Source organism: Spiroplasma endosymbiont of Dilophus febrilis (genome assembly GCF_964030685.1).
GTDB lineage: Bacteria > Bacillota_I > Bacilli_A > Mycoplasmatales > Nriv7 > Nriv7.
Window position 1 is genome coordinate 986,503 of the sequence record NZ_OZ034912.1, and the last position, 22,292, is coordinate 1,008,794.

25 protein-coding genes are annotated in these 22,292 nt (G+C 26.4%); 7 read left to right on the forward strand and 18 right to left on the reverse strand.

Annotated features, from left to right (window positions below; all coding sequences use genetic code 4):
- Nucleotides 1-21 precede the first annotated feature (21 nt).
- Nucleotides 22-510, forward strand: a complete 489-nt coding sequence (tpx, locus tag AAHF53_RS05430) for a thiol peroxidase (RefSeq protein WP_342189747.1) — start codon at nt 22-24, stop codon at nt 508-510.
- A 69-nt stretch (nt 511-579) separates the two neighbouring features.
- Here the strand turns inward: tpx and AAHF53_RS05435 are convergent, their stop codons facing one another.
- Nucleotides 580-1,650 (reverse strand): hypothetical protein, encoded by a 1,071-nt coding sequence (locus tag AAHF53_RS05435; protein ID WP_342189748.1) that lies wholly within the window; start codon nt 1,648-1,650, stop codon nt 580-582.
- Nucleotides 1,651-1,671: 21 nt separating this feature from the next.
- Here AAHF53_RS05435 and AAHF53_RS05440 point away from each other — a divergent pair, with 21 nt between their 5' ends.
- Nucleotides 1,672-2,070, forward strand: a complete 399-nt coding sequence (locus tag AAHF53_RS05440) for a hypothetical protein (protein ID WP_342189749.1) — start codon at nt 1,672-1,674, stop codon at nt 2,068-2,070.
- Nucleotides 2,071-2,710: 640 nt separating this feature from the next.
- Here AAHF53_RS05440 and AAHF53_RS05445 read toward each other — a convergent pair.
- Nucleotides 2,711-4,057, reverse strand: a complete 1,347-nt coding sequence (locus tag AAHF53_RS05445; protein WP_342189750.1) for an Mbov_0401 family ICE element transposase-like protein — start codon at nt 4,055-4,057, stop codon at nt 2,711-2,713.
- Between the two features lie 90 nt (nt 4,058-4,147).
- Here AAHF53_RS05445 and AAHF53_RS05450 point away from each other — a divergent pair, with 90 nt between their 5' ends.
- Nucleotides 4,148-4,528, forward strand: coding sequence for a hypothetical protein (locus AAHF53_RS05450; protein WP_342189751.1), 381 nt, complete (start codon nt 4,148-4,150; stop codon nt 4,526-4,528).
- 15 nt (nt 4,529-4,543) lie between these two features.
- On the opposite strand, the gene AAHF53_RS05675 is transcribed toward AAHF53_RS05450, so the two are convergent.
- The 16 genes from AAHF53_RS05675 to rsmA all read right to left on the reverse strand — a co-directional run bounded on the left by AAHF53_RS05675 (nt 4,544) and on the right by rsmA (nt 17,108).
- Complete coding sequence (locus AAHF53_RS05675; RefSeq protein WP_425289533.1) at nt 4,544-4,894, reverse strand: spiroplasma phage ORF1-like family protein; 351 nt, start codon at nt 4,892-4,894, stop codon at nt 4,544-4,546.
- Complete coding sequence (locus tag AAHF53_RS05455) at nt 4,891-6,705, reverse strand: spiroplasma phage ORF1-like family protein (protein WP_342189752.1); 1,815 nt, start codon at nt 6,703-6,705, stop codon at nt 4,891-4,893. The genes AAHF53_RS05675 and AAHF53_RS05455 overlap by 4 nt, the downstream gene beginning before the upstream one ends.
- 197 nt (nt 6,706-6,902) lie before the next feature.
- A complete protein-coding gene (locus AAHF53_RS05460; RefSeq protein ID WP_342189753.1) occupies nt 6,903-7,301 on the reverse strand; it encodes a hypothetical protein in 399 nt (132 codons plus the stop codon).
- 344 nt (nt 7,302-7,645) lie between these two features.
- The gene (locus tag AAHF53_RS05465; RefSeq protein WP_342189754.1) at nt 7,646-7,972 is read right to left on the reverse strand and encodes a hypothetical protein; all 327 of its coding nucleotides are present in this window, start codon (nt 7,970-7,972) and stop codon (nt 7,646-7,648) included.
- Between the two features lies 1 nt (nt 7,973).
- A complete protein-coding gene (locus AAHF53_RS05470; RefSeq protein ID WP_342189755.1) occupies nt 7,974-9,008 on the reverse strand; it encodes a hypothetical protein in 1,035 nt (344 codons plus the stop codon).
- Between the two features lies 1 nt (nt 9,009).
- Complete coding sequence (locus AAHF53_RS05475) at nt 9,010-9,225, reverse strand: DUF2649 family protein (RefSeq protein WP_342189756.1); 216 nt, start codon at nt 9,223-9,225, stop codon at nt 9,010-9,012.
- 163 nt (nt 9,226-9,388) lie between these two features.
- Complete coding sequence (locus AAHF53_RS05480; RefSeq protein ID WP_342189757.1) at nt 9,389-9,637, reverse strand: hypothetical protein; 249 nt, start codon at nt 9,635-9,637, stop codon at nt 9,389-9,391.
- The gene (locus tag AAHF53_RS05485) at nt 9,631-9,774 is read right to left on the reverse strand and encodes a hypothetical protein (RefSeq protein WP_342189758.1); all 144 of its coding nucleotides are present in this window, start codon (nt 9,772-9,774) and stop codon (nt 9,631-9,633) included. The genes AAHF53_RS05480 and AAHF53_RS05485 overlap by 7 nt, the downstream gene beginning before the upstream one ends.
- Before the next feature lie 22 nt (nt 9,775-9,796).
- Nucleotides 9,797-10,153, reverse strand: a complete 357-nt coding sequence (locus AAHF53_RS05490) for a hypothetical protein (RefSeq protein WP_342189759.1) — start codon at nt 10,151-10,153, stop codon at nt 9,797-9,799.
- Nucleotides 10,154-10,537: 384 nt separating this feature from the next.
- Nucleotides 10,538-11,383 (reverse strand): 16S rRNA (cytidine(1402)-2'-O)-methyltransferase, encoded by an 846-nt coding sequence (gene rsmI / locus AAHF53_RS05495; protein WP_342189760.1) that lies wholly within the window; start codon nt 11,381-11,383, stop codon nt 10,538-10,540.
- Nucleotides 11,384-11,395: 12 nt separating this feature from the next.
- A complete protein-coding gene (gene purB, locus AAHF53_RS05500; protein WP_338967785.1) occupies nt 11,396-12,694 on the reverse strand; it encodes an adenylosuccinate lyase in 1,299 nt (432 codons plus the stop codon).
- Between the two features lie 27 nt (nt 12,695-12,721).
- Entirely contained in the window at nt 12,722-13,270 is a 549-nt protein-coding gene (locus tag AAHF53_RS05505; protein WP_338967786.1) for a DJ-1 family glyoxalase III, read from the reverse strand.
- Nucleotides 13,271-13,290: 20 nt separating this feature from the next.
- Nucleotides 13,291-14,577, reverse strand: a complete 1,287-nt coding sequence (locus AAHF53_RS05510; RefSeq protein WP_342189761.1) for an adenylosuccinate synthase — start codon at nt 14,575-14,577, stop codon at nt 13,291-13,293.
- A 51-nt stretch (nt 14,578-14,628) separates the two neighbouring features.
- Entirely contained in the window at nt 14,629-15,186 is a 558-nt protein-coding gene (gene pth / locus AAHF53_RS05515) for an aminoacyl-tRNA hydrolase (RefSeq protein ID WP_338967788.1), read from the reverse strand.
- Between the two features lie 67 nt (nt 15,187-15,253).
- Nucleotides 15,254-16,249: a ribose-phosphate pyrophosphokinase gene (locus AAHF53_RS05520; RefSeq protein WP_342189762.1), complete on the reverse strand. Its 996-nt coding sequence runs from the start codon at nt 16,247-16,249 to the stop codon at nt 15,254-15,256.
- Nucleotides 16,239-17,108 (reverse strand): 16S rRNA (adenine(1518)-N(6)/adenine(1519)-N(6))-dimethyltransferase RsmA, encoded by an 870-nt coding sequence (gene rsmA / locus AAHF53_RS05525; RefSeq protein ID WP_338967790.1) that lies wholly within the window; start codon nt 17,106-17,108, stop codon nt 16,239-16,241. Before rsmA ends, AAHF53_RS05520 begins: the two co-directional genes overlap by 11 nt.
- Nucleotides 17,109-17,786: 678 nt before the next feature.
- Between rsmA and AAHF53_RS05530 the strand changes: the two genes are divergently transcribed.
- The 4 genes from AAHF53_RS05530 (at nt 17,787) to AAHF53_RS05545 (ending at nt 21,860) form a co-directional block, all read left to right on the forward strand.
- A complete protein-coding gene (locus AAHF53_RS05530; protein WP_342189763.1) occupies nt 17,787-18,281 on the forward strand; it encodes a hypothetical protein in 495 nt (164 codons plus the stop codon).
- Nucleotides 18,282-18,497: 216 nt separating this feature from the next.
- Nucleotides 18,498-19,571, forward strand: coding sequence for a rod shape-determining protein (locus AAHF53_RS05535; protein WP_338967792.1), 1,074 nt, complete (start codon nt 18,498-18,500; stop codon nt 19,569-19,571).
- A gap of 160 nt (nt 19,572-19,731) precedes the next feature.
- Nucleotides 19,732-20,763 (forward strand): rod shape-determining protein, encoded by a 1,032-nt coding sequence (locus tag AAHF53_RS05540; protein ID WP_342189764.1) that lies wholly within the window; start codon nt 19,732-19,734, stop codon nt 20,761-20,763.
- A gap of 80 nt (nt 20,764-20,843) precedes the next feature.
- Complete coding sequence (locus tag AAHF53_RS05545) at nt 20,844-21,860, forward strand: rod shape-determining protein (RefSeq protein ID WP_342189765.1); 1,017 nt, start codon at nt 20,844-20,846, stop codon at nt 21,858-21,860.
- Nucleotides 21,861-22,292 lie beyond the last annotated feature (432 nt).

Sequence of the window (22,292 nt, forward strand, 5' to 3'; positions counted from 1 at the left end):
CATATCCTAAGGAGGACTAATATGGAAGTAAAAATGAAAGGAAAACCTTTACAATTAATTAAAGAACCAATTAAAATTGGTGAAACTCTTGATTTTATCGCCACTAATCTTAATATGTCAGACTTTAAAATAACTGATATCGTCAATAAAAAGAAAGTAATCTCAGTTGTCCCCAGTGTTGATACTAGCACTTGTTTAACCCAAACTAAACATATGAACGAAAATATTAGTAAACTAGAAAATATGCAACTAATTACAATTTCAAGAGACCTACCCTTCGCCCAAAATAAAGCTTGTGAAAGTTTTAAAGACAATAATCACATCCTTATATCTGATTACAAATACCGTGATTTCGGCATTAAAACTGGTTTAGTAATCCAAAAACTAGAACTTCTAGCAAGAACCTTATTAGTATTAGATGAAAACAACATCGTTATCTATATTGATATTAACGAAGAAACATCAGTGGAACCGAATTACACTAAACTATGAGACTTTTTAAACAAATAATCACATATGTTAAAAACACACTTTATACAAAGTGTGTTTTATTTATTTTATTATTAATTTATATAAGTTTTATATATGTGAAAGGCCTTTTAAATACAAACTTAATGAAACTTCATCTAAACTACCAACTTTAACAGTTAAATCAAGATCTGTTTCACCAAAAAAAGAAGTTAATTTATTATTTTTTGAAATTGGTGTTCCATCCTCAATACTTACTTGATCATAGTTTATTTTTCCCAAATATTTTTGTAATTGTTCTTTTAAAAGAGCAATAGCTTCGCTCCTTGAGTTTGTAAGTTCTTTCAAACCTCAGTTATAGCGAATTTTTAAAAAATTTTTAACTAAAGTTAAAATTTCTTCATTTGATTTTCTAATAAAACCAACATTTTTTACTTTAAAACGAATCGTTGCCGTTTCTTTACCAATAGTAATATCCATATCGTATCATTCTGAATTACCAGTTAAATTATCAGTTTCTGAACCTTTAAATGAAATTTTTAAAAGTTGATAATCATCACCTAATAAAGTTTTAATTAATTCTTTTGCCTTATTATACGCATCTAATCTGGTATTACCAGTATTTAATTTGTGGACATTAAAATCAAACTCAGTTTCAAAATACAATTTAATAAGTTGTATTATTAAACTATGATTTTCCTTAATTAAATCTTTTCGTTCACCAATTATTCGTAAAAATTCAGCTTTAATATGGGCAATTTTACCCTTTCAATCAGTTTTAGAACCCGTAAAAGGTTTAATATCCTTTAATTTATCTTTACCAAAACTATTAACTAACTCATCCAATTTTTGTAAATCAGCATTTAAAAGTGCTAATTCATCTTGGTATTTTTTAATCTTAATTTCTAATTTGACCTTAATATTTTCTAGTTGTGCAATAGTTAAATCAATATTTTTATCAAGATTTTTTATTTGATTAGTCAAATCATTAATTTTATTCACTAAACTTTGTTTTTCAACGCGAAATAAAGTGTTATTAACAATTTCATCAAAAATACTATCTTTAACAATTAAGTTTTGTTCCGTAGGAATTGGTGCTTTACCAGCACAAGCTGTTAAAGTAACCCCTACCCCAACTGTCAAACTAGCTACAATTAAAAGGTTTAAAAGATTTTTAAACATCATAATATTGCCTCTTATTGTTTGAAGTCGTTAATTAAATTTTCTAAGTTGTCAACAGCAGTTTCTAATTCAGTTTTAACGGTTTTACCAGTATCAATCGCTATTTGTAAAGCATCTAAAGCCTCATTAGCATCCTTAATTTCTTGCTTATTTGCTTCATTTTCAGTATTAAGCTTAGTTTTTTCTTTAATTATTCTTTCAAACTCAGCTTTAATATGATCAACTTGGTCTTCAAATTTCGCTTCTTCTTTTACTTTTTTAAGTTCTTTTAAACTACCTTCTTTACCAAAAGTAGCAACTAAATCAGTAATTAAGTTAACTTGTTTTGTATATATTTTAATTTGGTCATTTAATTTAGTAATTTGAGTATCCTTCTCAGCTAATTTCTCATTTAAAGCTTTTTCTTTTTGAAATCGGTAGTCTTCAAGAGTCTTAACATACTTTAAAGCAGTAGTTTTTTCACTATTAAATTCAGTTAACTCTTTAATTACAACAACTGTATCATTTGATTTAATAGCATCATATTGTGTTTTAAGTTCTAGTAATAATGCATCATTATTTTCTCCAATAGTTTTTACACTCTTGGGGGTCGTGTAAAGTTGTTATAGGGATATCTTTAATTAGATAACCAGAATTATTTTATTTTCAAAAAATTACTGTATTTAATATAGAAATACTAAGATCGCTTTTTACAAATTTTATTTTATCATAGAATTCAAATTTATATGATTTTTTTAAACTGCAAGGTCGCGTTTAGTTTTCTTAGGTATTTTTTAAAAAAGAAAAAATAGTCATTTACTATAAATTATTTCAATATGCAAATTAAGTATATATTTCTTATGTATGATTTTTGTTGTAAAAAATTATTTTAATGTTGTTTTTATAAGCATTTTACTTAGTTTTTATAACCTTTTATTAAGAATATGTTTGTTAATATTAAATATTTTGTTTTATTAATTATTTTTCAAGTAAAAAGGTAATAAGTTTTTAGTTGCTTTTCTTTCAAAATTATTCAAATCTTTACCCACCTAACAAAACTTTATGCGCCCAAACTGCAATATTATCTAATCAACAGCACTGGAATACTATCTAACAAAAAAACACGGTTTTTCCCCTTTCTGCTTTGATAATCAGACTTCATTTTTGATCAATGAATATATCGTAATCTTTTAAATTTTGCTTGTTGCTCTGCTGTCTCAGCTAATAAATCAGCTTCATAATATTTCAAAATATCTATTTCATTAACCTTAGCTATTCTTAAATCCATAATTGTTTTAAAATTATTGTTACAATAAACTTTAGCACCATATCCTAATGCTGACTTTACCATATGCGAAATATCACTTTCTATCGAGCAACCAATATTTCAATTCAATTCTTGACTATGAATACCATCTTTATTATTCTCAACATACTTAATAGCTTCTTTAATTTTATCGTTGCCATTACTATCTATAGTTACAATTAATCACTTTTTAAGATGACTAATTATTTCTGCACAATTGCCATTAAAATAACTACTAAGTAAGTCTTTAAACATCTCTCAAGTAACATATTTTCTGTTACTAAATAAACAGCCTTTAAAGTATCTTATTAAATGAAATTTATCTAAAATATAAGGAAATTTATAAAATTCAGCAAATTTACGAATTCAGCTTGCACCATCACCACAAACAATAATCTTTTTAAAATTAATGTTCTTATAGAAAATATTAATTTCTTTTAATACTAAATCTAAATATTTTTCAGTACTAATAGGAGTTTTTGATGCTACTTTAATGTAAAACGCCCGTTTATTTTCAAGCTTTGGTCGATTAAAATTAGCCTTTTTATCGTAACCCGTATGAAACGTAGCTAAGCGAATTTTATATTTACTAGCTTTATTATTACGCTTTAAATTTAAGAATGTTTCATCTAGTTGAATATATAAAAACTTGCTTTCCAAGTCAATTTTATCTTTTTCAAAAATATTATTTTTAGCAATTCGATAATAGCTATTGCTCTTAAATTCATTAATAATATTAGAAATTGACATTCTCGAAATATTAGCATTGCTATACATATCAAGGATATCTTTTTGTCTTTTACCATCATTAATATTACTTAATATCTTTAGTTTCAGTTCCGTAGTAATTCTTTGATAAGCTTTTAAACCAATTTCATTATCTAAGAGAAATAAATACTTTCAAGTATTATGCTCTAAATAGCGATATTTTCGCCTTTTAAAACAAACAACCCCATACGGCGTAATAACAGTTCGATTAAACTTACCAATGGAAAATAAAAAATCCGGTTTACTTCGAAACAATTTTTCATCTAAACTTTCAAATTCATTTTTAATATCTTGTTCATATTCCAAGAATTTATTAGCTATTTTCTTATCATAATAATTTTCAGTCAAAAACATTAAAAAATCTACCTTTCTTTAACTAGGTAGATTAATTTTAACAAATTCAAAGATTTTGTTATAATTTTAACAAACAAAAGGAGTTCTTTTATGAAAAATATAATTAAATCATTGATTTTGTCAGTTTCATTTATAACACCCATTTTATCTTTAACTTCTTGCTCTGATAGTTATTCCAATCAACATTTAGAAATAAAATATGATGATATGCATAATGAAATAGAAGATTATGAAAAACTTACAAAAATTGCTTTAAAGTATTTATTTTCTAATAATTTAAGCGAATGTGGTGTTAAAAGTTTAGGTTATTGAAGATGAGAATTAAAAAATAAGTATGAAGTAAAAGGTACGGCAAGCTGTGGTTCTTTAGATACTGGATGAATTTATTGAACTGTAACAATTAAAAAAAATCATAATGGTTTATTTGTAGATCATTATGAAAAAGAAGAAGTAGAACCAAAAAATGACTAAGTACTTAGTCATTTTTTATAGTAGTTTAACTACTTTCATAAAGATAATTAACATAAAAATATTAGTTACAGTGTTATAAACCATTGGGCTAAATTTTCACATTTCAAAAATACCACTAAAGAATTCTTTAGTTACATCTAATATTTTACCAATTCCACTAGCTAGTTCATTAGTTTCTTTTACTCCTGGAATGTTATTTATAATTCATATGACTCCATTTTTTATATGACAAGCAATATTGTATCAGCTGCAACTTTCTGGTTTGTATTCTCATCACTGTTTATCAGGGTTAATTCCATCTTTTGTAATTTCTTGTCAGTTATAAATCCCGAAATTGAAATCGTAATATTTATATTTACCATCTATTTTTTAACTTGTAATTCAAAAATGTTATAGCCTATTTTTTGCTCTTCCATTTTCGTGTGTTTAAATTTATATTTATTATTTTCTGGTGGTTTTTTAAAAACTTCTCCTTCATTTTTTAAAATATTGAATGATTTTTTAATAGAATAATCGTAATTGAAATTGATTCCGTATTTTGTGTTATAGAATTTATTTTTATATGCTGAATATAGATTAAAGTCTAATTCTGAATATTTATCCGAAAAATAAAAATATCTTGGGTAAATCTTAAATCCGTTATTAGCTAATAATCCGTGATTAGCTTTCTGCCCTTGGATGTATGTGTTATTATTTAGGTCAAATAAAGCTCTTAAATAGTCTTTATAAAAATTCTTTGAAATATTAATAATGTTTTTAATGATGCCATTTCAGTTACCCTTATTTTCTTCTTTTTCATCAATTTTTACTGTATTAATGAAATCTATTTCTTTTAAACCAAAAAAATTAAGAAGTACGCTATTATATTCTAGTTCATTTAAATAACCGTTCTCAATGAAGCTACTACGATTCTGAAAAATAGGAATTACTGCATTGCTAAAGAATGCGGTTAAAAAGTCGTTAATTTTAATCGTGCCATATAGTTGTTCGTATATAATTTCTCTGCTATTTTCGTAACTGAATGTTTTCGTGTCTAAACTATATGTTTCTTCTTTTATCGAAACAAAATTTAACTCGAAATTTAATTTTTTATTTTCAAATGTATTGTTTTTTAGATGGTGTAGTTTTAAGTTACCGGCTTGAATTTTATTTTTGTTGTTAATTGTAATTGTGAAAATATATTGTCTTTCTGTTTTTAACTCTTCATCGATTATTTCCATATAAAAAATAATTTTCTTATTTTCTTCATAAGGTATAATTTCTTCATAGTTGGGACTACCCCCTTTTTGTACGCGAAACATTTCAGTAACGATGATATCTTCATATTTTTGTAAAAATTTTATTGCTGAATTTCTAAATTCGTTTCATTTATTGACTAAATAACCATTGTAATTATATAATCTAGCACTTTCTTTACTTCTAAATTCCATTTCGCTTAGTTCTGTAGCAAATTCTGTATATCGTGAAGTTAATTCATTTTGACTGCGAATAACTCCATTTTTATTTCAATATCGAGTTTCTGCATACATACTATGATATGTGTAATATTTAAAATTATTCTTTAATTTATTATTTATCTGAATACTTTGTTTTTCAAACCAATCATCAGTTCAACCTAACCAACCTTCAATTTCTCCAGCAAATTCTTCAACGACCGCGATATATCTTTGTCCTGCACCTAAAATATGTAACATTAGCTCCATTACATTTTTTAAGAAGAATTTTTTGTTTTGACTGAGTGGTTGATAAAGTTTATCCTTAAATCAATTTAAAGCATCACCCTTTAATTTTTCATATACAGGATTAAAAACTTTATCAATTTCTGATTTATAATGTAAATAGAAATTTTGAAAGTCTAAACTGGCTAATTCAATTCCGAGAGCTGTTGAATAGCTATCATCGATATAATCTAAATATCATTTTTCATTGTATTTCAGTGGTTTTGAAGTTTTTAGTGTTGGGTTAATAAAGTAGTTAGTATCTGATCAATTTTCAAAGAATTCTGCTTTTAGGAACATTGTGTTGATAAAGTCTTCTTCATTAATGCCAGTATTTGCTCGTTGAACATAACTAGTAGGAATATCTGTTTTAGGTATAATTATCTTTCCTAAAGGTGTTAAGAAACTAAATAATGCTACTTGAATAATAGTTACTAATGATATTATTTTATAAATCATTTAATTCAGTTTCCTTTCGTGACCAGTAAATTGACAATATAATTTCTAAAATACAGTTACAACATCCAATCGCAAAAATAATCGAAGGAAATAATCAATTAATTACTTTTATCATTGCTAAATAAAATAAAATGCACGAAATTATACTAATGACTGAAAATAATACACATAAAGCTTCATTTATTGAATTATAAATTTTAAACAACTTTTTCATTGTCTTTATTCTTTCATTTTAGTTTTTGGTTTTCAATTATTAAGTCTGACTTTTGATTGATATGGATAGTATTTCATTTTTCTAATTCGGCAATTGTTTTGTCTCTACTTTTAATTTCTTCTTTTAAAAAATTTTCTACTTCTTGCTTTCTTCGCTCTTTTCTATCTAATCAAACTTCATTAAGTTTACTTATAGGTCATATTATTACTAGTAGAAATAGTATTATAGTTATTATTGTTGGAAATACTGTAACTCAAATTGGCAGTATCTTGTGCTCAATTAATGTTATTAAATTAGCAGCTGTAAGGGTAAGCGTTATTAACATTAAATTAAATTTTGCTTTTTTAGTTCAGTTAACTAAATTTTTGAAAAATGTTTTCATTTTAAAATCCTTTCATTTTTTTACAAATAATTTATTTTGAAAATATTAGGCGTTCCAGCCACCGAAAATAAAATAATATATATTCTGTATTCATTTACTTGATTAACTGTATAATGTTTTTGAGATAATAAAGTAAACTATATAAATACTTGATACTGCCAACATTAGCGGGTGTAAAAACAAAACTGCTATTTTACCAAATCACGATAAAAGCATCGTATTGGAGTTATATAAGTCCATTATGATGTTTTTTGCTGAAGTCTATTTGATTAATTATCATCGTTAGGAATCCGGTGCCAAAAATGCCAATAGCTACGATCAATAAAATTAGTTTAATCATTTACTTACTTTCCTTTCTTTTGCTTTTCACGATATACTTTATTTGAGCGATGGCGATTTTTAGCATTTCGTCCACTTTTAACAGCAGAACTGTATGCTTTTGATACTGAACTTCCCATATTGTTATATTCTGTAGAAGTACCATTAACGGCATAAATTGAAAGTTGCACAATTAATCAAAAAATTAAAAAGTAACCAACTTTAATATCAGTTAAAGGAATTTCTGTATTTCAAATAGCATCAAAAATAAATAGATAAATTTCAAAGATGAAAGAAAATAGCTTATTTCATATTTCTTCATTTTTAATTACTGCTACTAGTAAAAGTTGCATTCTATTTTTTCTCCTTAGGTTTTTTTCAACTTGGTTTTTCAGTTGCTTTTTTTTGCAAGTTTTTCTTAAGAATATCAATATCGAACAACTTTAATTTTTCTTTATTATCAAGATTTTGAATTTCTCATCAACGATATTCTCGTTTATTGATAATTTCATCATTTTTAAGATCACGAACAAAATTTAATCAGTAACTATCATATTTCTCAACATATTCTAGAGGAATAATTATTTTAAAAAAGTGGATTCCCATACCGTCATCCGATTTATGTTTAACTCTTTTACCATCAGCTAATCTTTCCGTTGATTTATTTTTTCAAATTTCATAACTATCGATGTCTTGAAAAATACCGATTTTCATAATAAAGAAACGATTAAATAGATTAAACCCTTTCTTCTTAATTTTTGGTTTTCTTAGTTTTAATGGAATAATTAAACAACTAGATAATTCTCTAATGTTATTTCAAAGCATTCCACTTCTTTGAGCAGTAAACACTGCTCGATTTTTAAAATGGCGTGCTAGCACAATTCACGGAATCTTACCTGAATGTGTTATTTTTTCATCGTGGGGACTAGTTCCATCGATATATAAATAGCTTTCATCAAATAAAATTAAACTATTATCTGGCGGTACTAGTTTTGTTCGATTCGTAAAATCTAAGTTGTTAAAAGTTAATAGTTTAGTATGTTTGTCATCAACTGGGAAATTACTATAAATATGTTCTGCTTTATGTTTCATTACTTCTGATAAATAAGCTAGAAATAAAGTTTTACCAGTACCTAATTTCCCAATTACTAAAGATATTGGACTATCCCAAATAAAACTATTAAGATTGTGCGTATTAAATTGATATTTTAAGTGCGTATAACAAAAAATTAAAAAGTAACTACATTGAATACTAAATAATATTCAATATCATAAACCTGTAGTCATAAATAACCCAATAGCTAATAATAAATCAACTCCTGAATAAATTAATAAGTATGCATTAGTGTGTCATCAGATTTTTCAAATTAGTTTTAATTTTTCTTTCATTTTATCAACTCAAAATTTTAAAAGTTATTCATAACACAAATCAAATAAAAACAATAATAACTAATCATATGCCACACATCATAATGTAATAATTGGTATCGGTTAATTTTGGAACAATATTTTCAAACCGATTTTTAGGGATAAAGATAAAAATTTTAATTAAAAATTCTTGAAATTTTTCTCAATCTTTTTGCATTATATTTTGAATACGCTCCATATTCCTTTAGCGATTTTAAAAAATGTTCCAAAAAATAAGATTATAAAAATAATAAATGATATAACTTTGATTTCTACAGGTGCATCTTTACCGATTATGATGTCAATAAATTCCGATCAATATTTATACATCGTTATTTTATAGAAGGGTAAATATTACCCTTCTAAACCTTTCTAATGTTTAACATTCCTAAGAATGCAAAAAGTATTTTTCAAACAATCGATACTGCTATTACTAATAAGATCGGTCAAGCATCTCCTAAAAATATCATTGTTTCAGGCATTATTGCATACACACCTTCTTTTACTTTTGCTAAAGCTTTTCCTAGTCCTTCTCACATTGCAGCTGCACCATCACCAAAGCTAGTAGAACTTGCTAATATTTTTAATTCCATAAGTAATGAATTTAACATTTTTTATCTCCTTTGTTTTTTCTTTCATTTCTAACTTTTAATGCTTTTTCTATTAAATGTCATAATGTCGCTGCAATTACTGAAATAAAAGCAACTGCAATAATTGTTACTATTATGATTTGAATTCAAGTAGCCACTATTTTTTATCTCCTTTATTTTTTATAATTCTTCTATCATCGAAGAATTTTGTGAGAAATAATTATAAGTTTTTTGCTTATTTTCTAGCTTTTGTTTTTTAAACATCTCTAATAAAATCTCACCAGTTACTTTATCGTATATTGTTTCTTCTTTAGTAATTCCGTTTTGAAAAATTAATTCATAGAGTTTATTTTTAATAATCCCTATACAAACTGAGTTTGGATATTTACCATCTCTTACAAAATCTTTAGCAAACCAAATAAAGATATTTTCTTTATTTATTGGTGCTTTAATTTTTATTGCTTTTAAAGTTTCTTTGCAAATTACTTTTTTATTAATAAAAAAGTTTTCTACATTAGGGTTTTTCTTTATAAACATATTTTTAATCCTTTCTAAACTAAGTTTTTATATACTTAGTTATAAAAATTTAGTTTTAATTTTTAAAATTCTGATTTATTCAGATTTTTAAAGTTCATATTCTGTTACATAAACTAAGTTAACTAAGTTTGGTTGCAACACAAATTATTAATTACTGCACGATTAAAAATATTTATAAGCACTAATTTATTAGCACCTATAACTTATATCGTTACAGCAATAAATAATGGCCACTTATCCATTGATGTTTATTTATATTCCATTTCACTTAATTCTGATTAATTTATCTACCCCCTTAAAATGCAAAAAGACAACCATTTCTGGTTGTCTCATTAAAAGATATATATTTAGACCTATAAAAACTTTATACGCCCCCTCCTAGGGTTACTCTTGATGATAGACTTGATATACAAGACTTTTAGGAAGATTTCGCATATTTGCTACTTCCTTAATTGCTTCTTTAATAGTAATATTTTGCTTTTTAGCTACTAAGATAATGTGGTCTTTAATAGTTAAAGAACGATAATCAACCACCACTTCATATCCTTTAACAATTAACACAAATTCACCCTTTAATGAAGTTAAATCAAGGTTAATAATATCATTTAATGGCATTCGATAAATAGTTTCATACATCTTCGTTAACTCTCTTGCTAAACAAACATCACGATTACCTAAAATTTCTTTCATCACCCTTAATGTTTTTTCTAAATGATGCACACCAACATAAAAAATTAACGATTCAGAACGATATTTTAATTGTTCAACTTGTTGTTTAAGTTTTCCTACTTTGTGGTCTAAAAAACCTCAAAAAGAAAACGGATATGGTGGTAATCCCGAACAAACTAAAGCATTTAATAACGCACTAGAACCACTAATACTAACAACATTATATTCCTTAGCAATTACTGCTTGGACTAATTGATATCCGGGATCCGATATTAATGGATAGCCAGCATCACTTAGCAAAGCAACTGATTGATTATTATTTAAAAATTGTAATACTAAATCAATTCGTTCTTTTTCATTATGTTGATGTAACGAAATAAGTTTTTTCTTAATATTAAAATGTTGTAATATTTTCTTACTTACTCTTGTATCTTCACAAAAAATTACAACAACCAGTTGTAAAGTTTCTGCAATCCGACTATTTAACTCTTTTAAATTGCCAATTGGTGTTGCTACTAAATATAGCGATGGCTGCTCATTACGAAAACTTTTCTGAATCATTATTATCTTATCCTATTCTCTTTTAGGAAAAACCCGTTCATAAATAATATTAACATTACGAACAAAATAATTAATATCAAAACATTTTTCTAATTGCTCATCATCTAAATATTTAGAAATTTTATATTCTTTAACAACTTCCTTAAAATCTCGTTTTTCTTTTAAACTAGCAAAAGTACACTCTTGTAAAAAATCATAAATTTCTTCACGAGAAAATTGGGTTTTCTTAATAATTTCTAATAATAATCTTTGACTAAAAAAAGTATTAAATGTTTTTTCAATATTTAAAGCAATATTTTTTTCATTAACTTCTAAAAGATTAAGAATCGCATTCATCCGCTTTAAAATAAAATGTAATAATGAAAATGTTCCACTAATAATTATTCTTTCATTAGAACTATGCGAAATATCTCTTTCATTTCATAACAAATTATTTTCATAAGCAACAACACTATTAGCACGAATCAGACGCGCTAACCCACAAATGTTTTCACTCCCAATTGGATTTTGTTTATGAGGCATCGCACTAGAACCTTTTTGGTTTAATGAAAATCCTTCGCGAATTTCATCAACTTCACTTCGCTGACTATGACGAATTTCAAGAGCAATTTTTTCTAATGTGGAAGCAATATTTGCAAAAACACTAAAAAGAAAGGCATGCCGATCTCTTTGGGTTACTTGTGTTGAAATATTATCAACACCTAATTCTAACTCTTGTCTGACAAAATCCTCCACAACTGGTTCAACATTCGCATAATTACCAACCGCACCAGAAATTTTAATAACTTCAATTTGCTTACGAGCTAACAAAAATCTTTCCACTTGCCGATTAATTTCTTCATACCATAAAACAAATTTTAAACCAAAAGAAGTCGGTTCGGCAAATATGCCATGTGTTCTGCCAATACAAATTAAATTCCGATATTTTAAAGCTTTTAGTTTTAAATTATCTAATAATTTTTGCAGTTCTTTAGCAATAACATCGTTTGCTTGCTTAATTAAATAATTTTGGGCGGTATCAACAACATCAGTTGAAGTTAATCCTAAATGAATTCAGCGTTTTTCATTTTCTAAACTATGTGATAACATTCTTGTAAAAGCAACCATATCATGTTGTGTTTGCTTTTCTAAACTATTCATTAATTTTAAATCAACTTTAACTTTTTTCAATTTTTTTAAATCAGATTTATCAATTAATCCTAAATTGCCTCATGCCTCACACACTAATAATTCTACTTTTAATCAAGTATCATATTTCTTTTCTTCACTTCAAATCACTTTCATTTCTTTTGTTTGATAACGCTTAATCATCTTTGTTCCTCCTTTATGGAAATAGATTTATAAAATTACTAACTGCTTTGTAATCATTTCTTTAATATTATCATTAGTTAATATTGCGACTAGTTGTAAAGCAAACTTAATCGCAACACCAGGTGATGATGCCGTAATAATATGACCATCAATAACAACCGCTTCATTGCTAATAATTTTAGCAGTTTCTAAACCATTGAAACACTCAGGATAAACACTAATATTCTTATTATTAGCAATGCCTAACAATCCTAAAATTTGCGGGGCAGCACAAATCGCAGCAATAAATTTATTTTGTTCATTAAATGTTTTTAATAAGTTCATTAAATGTTCATTTTTTTGTAAATTATTAACACCCGTCGCTCCACCAGGTAAAATTAGCATCGCATAATCATTAGGCATTTGACTAAAATAATAATCACTTTTAATAGTAATATTATTAGCACCCACAATAAAATCTTTATTTTCACTACTAATAATATCAATATTAATTTTTGCTCTTCGTAAAATATCAATAACAGTTATTGCTTCAATTTCTTCATAACCAGTTGCTAAAAAAATTGCTACTGTTGCCATTAATTAAAACCTCTTTTTTCTTAAAATATTTCAGTTAATAAAATTGTTTGTTCACGATCTGGACCAACAGAAAATAATGCCAATGGTAAATCAACTAATTTACTAATTGTTTGTAAATAAATTTTAGCATTTTCAGGTAACTCTGCTCACGATTTTACTTTTGTAATATCCGCTTCTCAACCAGCTAATTCCATATAAACTGGTTGACATTTTTCATACTCTTCAATATCAGCGGGAATATAATTAATTTTTTCACCCTTATAAATATAAGCAACACATAATTTTAATAATTTAATATTGCTTAAAACATCTAAAAGCATAATTGCTAATGATGTAAACCCATTAACACGACTTGCATGTTGTAAAACAACAATATCTAATCAACCAATCCGGCGTGGTCGTAATGATATCGTACCATATTCTTTACCAACTTCTCTAATTGTATGGGCCATTTCAGCATTCATTTCCGTAATTAATACACCACTACCAACACGAGTATTATATGGTTTACTAATTGCTAATATATTATTAACCATTCACGGAGCAATTCCTGCCCCAACAGCAATTGATGATGCTGAGGGATTAGAACTAGTAACAAAAGGATATGTTCCGTGGTCAATATCTAGCATTACTCCTTGGGCACCTTCAAATAATACTTTTTGATTTGCTTTAATTAAATTATTTAATAATAATGAAGTATCACAAACATATTGTTTAATTACCGCATATCACTCTTGACATTGTTTTAATAAATCATCTACTATAATATGCAAATTATCTTGATATATTTGTTTTAAAATATCTTCTTTAATCGCAATAACATTTTCTAATTTTGCTTTTAATGTTAATGGATTTTCTAAATCACAAATTCTAATGCCTACTCTTGCGATTTTATCTTCATATGTGGGCCCAATGCCTCTTTTAGTTGTCCCAATAATATGTTTTCGCTTTGCTTCTTGATATTCATCAATTTTTAAATGATATGGCATAATGATATGGGCACGATTTGAAATTTTTAAGTTACGACACGAAAAACCCTTATCTTGTAAGCTTTTAATTTCTATAATTAACTTTTCTAAATTAATAACACAACCATTAGCAATAATATTAATTGCTTGCTCATTAAATATCCCTGACGGAACTAAATTTAACTTATATTTTTCATTATTAAAAACTATTGTATGACCAGCATTATCACCACCAGCTCAGCGAACAATAACGGCACTATTTTGCGCAAAATAATCACTTATTTTGCCTTTTCCTTCATCACCTCATTGACTACCAATAATTGCTAATGTATTTCTCATTTCATTACTTCCTTTAATTATTTTATTATTACTTGTATTTTACTACAAAACTTAATTATAAATATTCATAACTCTTTCAAAATTAAAATCAACAACAAAATCATCAATAATATTTAAAACTTTATTAACGGTGTCATCAATGATTGGTTGTTCTTTATTAGTAAATTTACCTAAAACCCAAGAACTAGTATCATAAGCATTATCTTTACCAATACCAATTTTAATCCGTTTAATTTTATTACTATTTAAACTATTAATAACGCTATTAATACCGTTATGACCACCGCTACTACCGCTATGCCGTAATTTTATAACTCCAAGTTGTAAATCAACATCATCATAAATAACAATGATATCGGATATTGCAATTTTAAAATAATTAGTTATTGATGAAACACTATATCCTGATAAATTCATATATGTTAATGGTTTTAACAAAATAATACTTTCATTATTTTTAATCGTTTTACCATATTGACCATCCATTTTTTTACTATCTAACTTAATATTTCATTTTTTAACTAAAGCATCAATAATTTGAAAACCAATATTATGTCGCGTATGGACATATTTTTTATCAGGGTTTCCTAGACCTACAATTAATTTCATTTTTTTAACCTTTCGCAAAAAATTCATTAAATAAACAAAACTCGCTAGAATTCGAGTTAATTAACTATTACTCCTGTAAATTTGATAATTTTTTTGAACGAGTAGCATATATTTCTGACAATGATTCACAATTAATAGAAGCATTAATCATCTTCGCTAAAAAACCAGCAATAGAAATTATTTTTAAACCAGTAAATTTTTTTGCTTCTAACAATTCAATTGAATTAGTAACAACAACTTCATTCACAATACCACTAGCGACCGCATTTTTTAACCGTTCCACAGCTTTACCACTAAATATTGGATGCGTGGCAGCAATATAAACAGTTTTGGCACCAGCATCTTTTAATGCTCTCGCTGCATTAACAATGGTACCACCCGTATCAATCATATCATCAATAATAATACAGTTTTTATCTTTAATATCACCAAGCACAAATTCAACTTCACTAACATTAGGTTCAGGGCGTTTTTTAACAACAACTGCTAATTCGCCAGGTAAATAAGTTGTTAAATGTCGCGCTCGGGTAACACCACCATGATCTGGCGATACTACAACAACATTATTAAGTTTTTTTTCTAAAAAATATTCCGCAAAATCATGACTTGATCGTAAATCATCAACAGGAATATCAAAAAAACCTTGAATTTGTGATGAATGAATGTCTACTAACATAATCCGATCAGCACCAGCACCAGTTAACATATTAGCTACTAATTTGGCAGTAATTGGTTGTCGCCCTTTTGCTTTCCGATCTTGTCGTGCATAACCAAAATATGGAATTACAACATTAATTTTATTAGCTGATGCTCGTTTTAAAGCATCAATAAAAATTAATAATTGCATTAAATTTTCATTAACTGGAAATGATGTTGATTGAATTACATAAACATCTTTACCACGAACTGACATTAAAGATTCAACAGAAATTTCACCATCTGCAAAATTATTTACTTTTGCTTCCTGTAAAGGAACTTTAAGAATATTACAAATTTCTTGTGCTAATTTTTTACTGGCATTCAATCCAAAAAAAGCAACATGCTCATAACTATTATTTGTCATTAAATGACCTCCTCGTTAATATTATATTACCATTATCTTTAACAAAATGGTATAAATTGATAAACTGTTCAATTGTTAACTGTTCGCTTCTAATGGTTAAAGGTAAATTTAATTTTAAAATTAATGATTCAGAAATTTGTTTATTATTAGTAATCAGATTTAAATTATTAAGTAAAGTTTTTCTTTTCATAGCAAATAATTTGCGAACAAAATCATTAAATTCTCTTTCATTATCAACTTGATAATTTTTTTGTAAAGCAAAATGAACAATTCAACTATCAACATTAGGTTCAGGAAAAAAATTATGACGACTTACTTTTAAAGGAATACTCACTTTACTATAATACTGACAAATTACACTTAAATTACTATATGCTTTATTATTTGGTAAACTAGTAATTCTTTGAGCTACTTCCTTTTGCATCATTAATGTAAAACTCGTAAAATATTGAACATTATCTAATAATTTAAATAAAATTGGTGAAGTTAAATAATATGGTAAATTAGCAACAATATGAACTCGTTTAATATTAACAAAATGTTCTTTAATTAATAATGGTAAATTAACATTTAAAAAATCATCATTAATAAGTTTAAAATTTGCTTCATTTTTAAATTGTTCATTTAAAATTGGAATTAATTTTTTATCAATTTCAATGCTAACTACTTTTTGTGCCTTTTTTAAAAGACTAACCGTCATTATTCCTAATCCGGTTCCAATTTCTAAAATGCCATCAGTATTCTCACATCTAAAACTATTCGTAATTTGATTAACTATTTGTTCATTATTTAAAAAATTCTGTCCTCATTTTTTCATCGGATGTAAATTATATTTTAAAAGTACTGCTTGTGGTTTCATTTTTAAATCCTATAATAGTTTTTCATATCATATAATTATAACATAGTAAATAAAATATTATTAAATTTTTATTAAAAAGGTCGCGTTTAGTTTTCTTAGGTATTTTTTAAAAAAGAAAAAATAGTCATTTACTATAAATTATTTCAATATGCAAATTAAGTATATATTTCTTATGTATGATTTTTGTTGTAAAAAATTATTTTAATGTTGTTTTTATAAGCATTTTACTTAGTTTTTATAACCTTTTATTAAGAATATGTTTGTTAATATTAAATATTTTGTTTTATTAATTATTTTTCAAGTAAAAAGGTAATAAATTTTTAGTTGCTTTTCTTTCAAAATTATTCAAATCTTTACCCACCTAACAAAACTTTATGCGCCCATTAAAAATTTACCATCCCCAATACTTTGCACAATTAAAAAAATATTAAAATCACCATTAAATCTGCCTTGACCATTTTTATAAAAAGACTTGTACCTTCTCATAACTCTATGGTATGGTATTATTAATATCAATTTTTAAAACAAGTTGATGAAGAAAATAATATTAGTGTTAAAAATGCAATTTATAATTAATTAAAACCGAATAAAGCATAATAAAAGTTTAAAGTCTTACAACAAATCAGCATTACTCTTATTACAATATCAAGTAAAAAATAAAATAAAGGATAATAAAATATGAAAAAAATTTTGATAATTTTAGGAGAAACTATTTTAACAGTCGCTGGAACAGTAAATTTAATTTCTTGTGAGAATAAAAAAAATAATAGCTTCACTATAAATAAACCAAATTTGCAACCTAATAAAAATAATAACGATGCTCAAATCATCAAAGAAAATGAAATATTAAGATACTTTAAAAATAAAGATGTTCGCTATATTACTTCAATTACAATTACCAAAATTAAGGCAACAAATCCTCAACAAGTTAAAGAATATGAATTAAATTTAGCAATCAAACCAGAAATATTAAAAATATTAAAAGAACGAGAAAGTTCAGTAACTGAAAATAATTTTGTTATTGGTTTTGATGAATATTTTAATTGAGGAAAACCTAGATATATTGACTTATCAACTACTAACAAAATTGTTAAAATAACGATTTTAGGTTATCAACCACTAAAAGGTAAAACAACAATATTACTTAATTTACCAATTGCAACAACTAGTTAAAAATCAAATGTCCTAACTATTTGTGATTTTTACAAAATTTTTATTAATTTTATGTTGACTTAGTTTCTTAAAATATCTCATAATTAAAATAAAGATGATGATAATTTCACAAAATAGTCATTTAACTTTTAAAAAGAAATTATATTGATTGAAAAATAAATTTTATATACTATAATTACTGTGATTATCTAAATTTAAAAAGGAGGATTTAAGTTGATGTTTAATCAAAAAAAAGCTAACTTCCTATCACTAGATCTGGGAACGGCTAATTCATTAGCATACGTATCTGGACAAGGTGTTATTTATAACGAACCTTCAGTAATGGCATATGATGTTCGTACTAATAAATTAATTGCTGTTGGAAGTGCCGCATACGAAATGGTGGGAAAAACTCATAGCAATATTCGTATGGTAACACCATTAGTTGATGGTGTTATTTCTGATTTAGGAGCAACAACAGATTTACTGCGCTACATCTTTGATCGCATTCGTTTAACTAATGTTTGAAAAAATTCTATTGTCCTATTGGCTTGTCCATCTGGTGTTACTGAATTAGAACGAACAGCTTTAAGAAAAGTTGCATCAGAAATGGGCGCAAGTCATGTTCTTGTTGAAGAAGAAGTAAAAATGGCGGCCATTGGGGCTGGAATAAACATTCATTTACCTGTTGGTAATTTAGTATTAGATATTGGTGGGGGAACTACTGATATTGCCGTTATTGCTTCTGGTGACATTATTGTTTCTGGTTCGATTAAAGTTGCTGGCAGATACATTGATGAAGAAATTCAAAAATATTTAAGATCAGAACAAAATGTTGTTATTGGTGAAAAAACTGCTGAAGAAATCAAATGTGAAATTGGCTCTTTAATTAAATTTCCTAATGAAAAGAAAACTGAAAAATATGGTCGTGATATTGTTTCTGGTTTACCGAAAAGAATTCTTGTTAATCCTGAAGAAATTCGCAATGTAATGCTACATGTTTTTTCTAAAGTTATTGATTTAACAATTAATGTTTTAGAAAGTGCCCCTCCTGGGTTAGCTGGTGATATTATTAAAAATGGTATTACCATTTGTGGCGGTGGTGCATTAATTAAAGGAATTGATAAATACTTTGAAAGTATTTTTGAATTTCCTGTAAGGATTTCTAATGATCCATTAATGTCGGTAATCAATGGTACAAAAAGTTTTGAAAAAAAACTTAGTGATACTTTAGCAAGAGCAATTATTGAAGAAAACCAAAATGATACTGAATTTCAAGTGTCACAAAAACGAAATCGTCGTTTTGGTTAAAAAATATCAAAATAATTGATATTTCTAATTTATTATTACAAAATTAAAATTATTAATGTTTAAAAACTTTTGAATGTCCTATTTTATAAAATAGGACATTTTGCCGTTAGAATTACTTTAAAATTTGATAAAATAAATTCAGAAGAAAAGGAGTATCGATATGACAAACATTTTAGAAAAATTTAAGCGCTTCCTTAAAGGCACAAAGCGTAATTATATTGCTTTAGACTTAGGAACAGCAAATACATTAGTTTATATCGCAGGACAAGGAATTGTTTATAACGAACCTTCAATGATTGCTTATGATTTATCAAAAAATAACCAATTATTTGCTTTAGGACACGAAGCCTTTGAAATTATTGGTAAAACTAATGACAATATTAAAATTATTGAACCACTAGTTGATGGAGTTATTTCTGATTTAGACGCAGCTTTAGATTTACTACAAGCTATTTTTAAAAAATTGCAATTATCAAATATGTGAAAAAATGCCATTGTTGTTTTAGCTTGCCCATCGGGGGTTACACAATTAGAGCGCGATGGTTTAAAAAAAGTTGCTTACAATATGGGAGCAAAAATTGTTATTGTTGAAGAAGAAGTAAAAATGGCGGCCATTGGGGCTGACATTAATATTAATTTGCCAAGTGGTAACTTAGTATTAGATATTGGTGGCGGAACTACTGATATTGCCGTTATTGCATCAAAAGGCGTTATTATTTCTCGGAGTATTAAAGTAGCAGGTAACTTATTAGATGATGAAATTAAAAAATATATTCGTGGTCAATATAATATTTCTATTGGTATTAAAAGTATTATTGAATTAAAACATGCAATTAGTTCTTTAAGTGAAACGAAAGAAAATAAAAAATTCATTGCTTATGGTCGTAATGTTCTTTCGGGAAGACCCGAAGAAATTAATATTACTGCTGACGAAATTAGACCCGTAATTATTACCCAATTTAATCGTATCTCAGAAGTTTTAACTGAAGTTTTGGAATCAACCCCGCCAGAATTAGCTGGGGATATTATTAAAAATGGCATTACAATTTGTGGCGGTGGTGCCCTAATAGCAGGGATTGATGAATATTTTAGTAGTAAGTTTAATATTAAAGTTAAAGTTGCTAATGACCCCTTAAAATGTGTTATTGAGGGTACAAAACGGATTGAAAAAGAAATTTATCAAGGGTTATAAATAGTTTTTACAAAAATATATACTTAATTTTATTTAATGATAAAATTAAAAATAAGTAAAAAATAAAAAAGGAGAATTGTATGATTAAAAACTATGTATCAATTGATCTCGGCACAGAAAACCTTGTCATATATTCATCAAACCGTGGAATTGTTTTTAACGAACCCTCAGTAATGGCATATGACATTAAAAAGAAATCCTTAGTCGCTTTAGGAAATGATGCTTATAGTTTAATTGGTAAGGAACATAAAAACATTCGCTTAGTGCGTCCGATTAGTGATGGGGTTATTAGTGATTTAAAAGCAACTCAAGAACTATTAAAGGCGATTTTTGAAAAAATTAAATTATTTAAAATATGAAAAAATGCCATTGTTTTATTAGCAGCCCCTTCATCAGTTACGGAATTAGAACATAATTCTTTAAAAGAAATGGCAAGTAAATTAGGTGCTAAAAGTGTCTTTATTGAAGAAGAAATAAAAATGGCAGCTGTTGGCGCTGGTATTAATATTAGTAATCCTGAAGGTAATCTTGTTGTTGATATTGGTGGGGGGACTACCGATTGTGCTGTTCTTTCATCAGGAGATATTGCTGTTTCTAGTTCAATTAAAGTTGCTGGGAGACATATGACAACTGAAATTCAAAAATATTTACGAGCTCGCCATAATATTATTATTGGTGAAAAAACTGGTGAAACCTTAAAAAGAACCTTAGGAACATTACATAAAGATGCTAGTGAAGTCTATTTAGAAGTTTATGGCCGAGGTATGATTGACGGAATGCCAAAACAAATTCGCGTAAATAATAGTGAAATCAGAGAAATCTTACTACCATTTTTTAACAATATTGCTGACTTAATTGCCGAAGTATTAGAAAAAACTGATCCAGAATTAGTTGGTGACATTTTCCGCAATGGAATTTACTTTTGTGGTGGTGGTGCTTTAATCCCAGGAATTGAAAAACATTTTAAAGCTTTATTTACTATTCCTGTTAATATTGCTAATAATCCATTACTATGTGTTATTGAAGGTACTAAATCTTGAGAAAATTCAATTCGTGAAGAAATTGAATTTCAAGGGCGAAACCGTCGTTTTGGTTAAAAAATATCAAAATAATTGACATTTTTAATTTATTATTACAAAATTAAAATAATAATAAATATTTATTAATAGCAGTTTAAACTTGATATTTTAAATTAGTTAATTTTTTAAAAAGGCAATGAGTTACAAATCATTGCCTTCATTTATTTATCAGTTTAATTATGAAAAATTATTATTCACGGTAATTTACCTTTAAAACTAAAATACTACTATCAGTGTAATATGCTAATATCATTGCTAGTAATATCGCAGGGCGCATAAAGTTTTGTTAGGTGGGTAAAGATTTGAATAATTTTGAAAGAAAAGCAACTAAAAATTTATTACCTTTTTACTTGAAAAATAATTAATAAAACAAAATATTTAATATTAACAAACATATTCTTAATAAAAGGTTATAAAAACTAAGTAAAATGCTTATAAAAACAACATTAA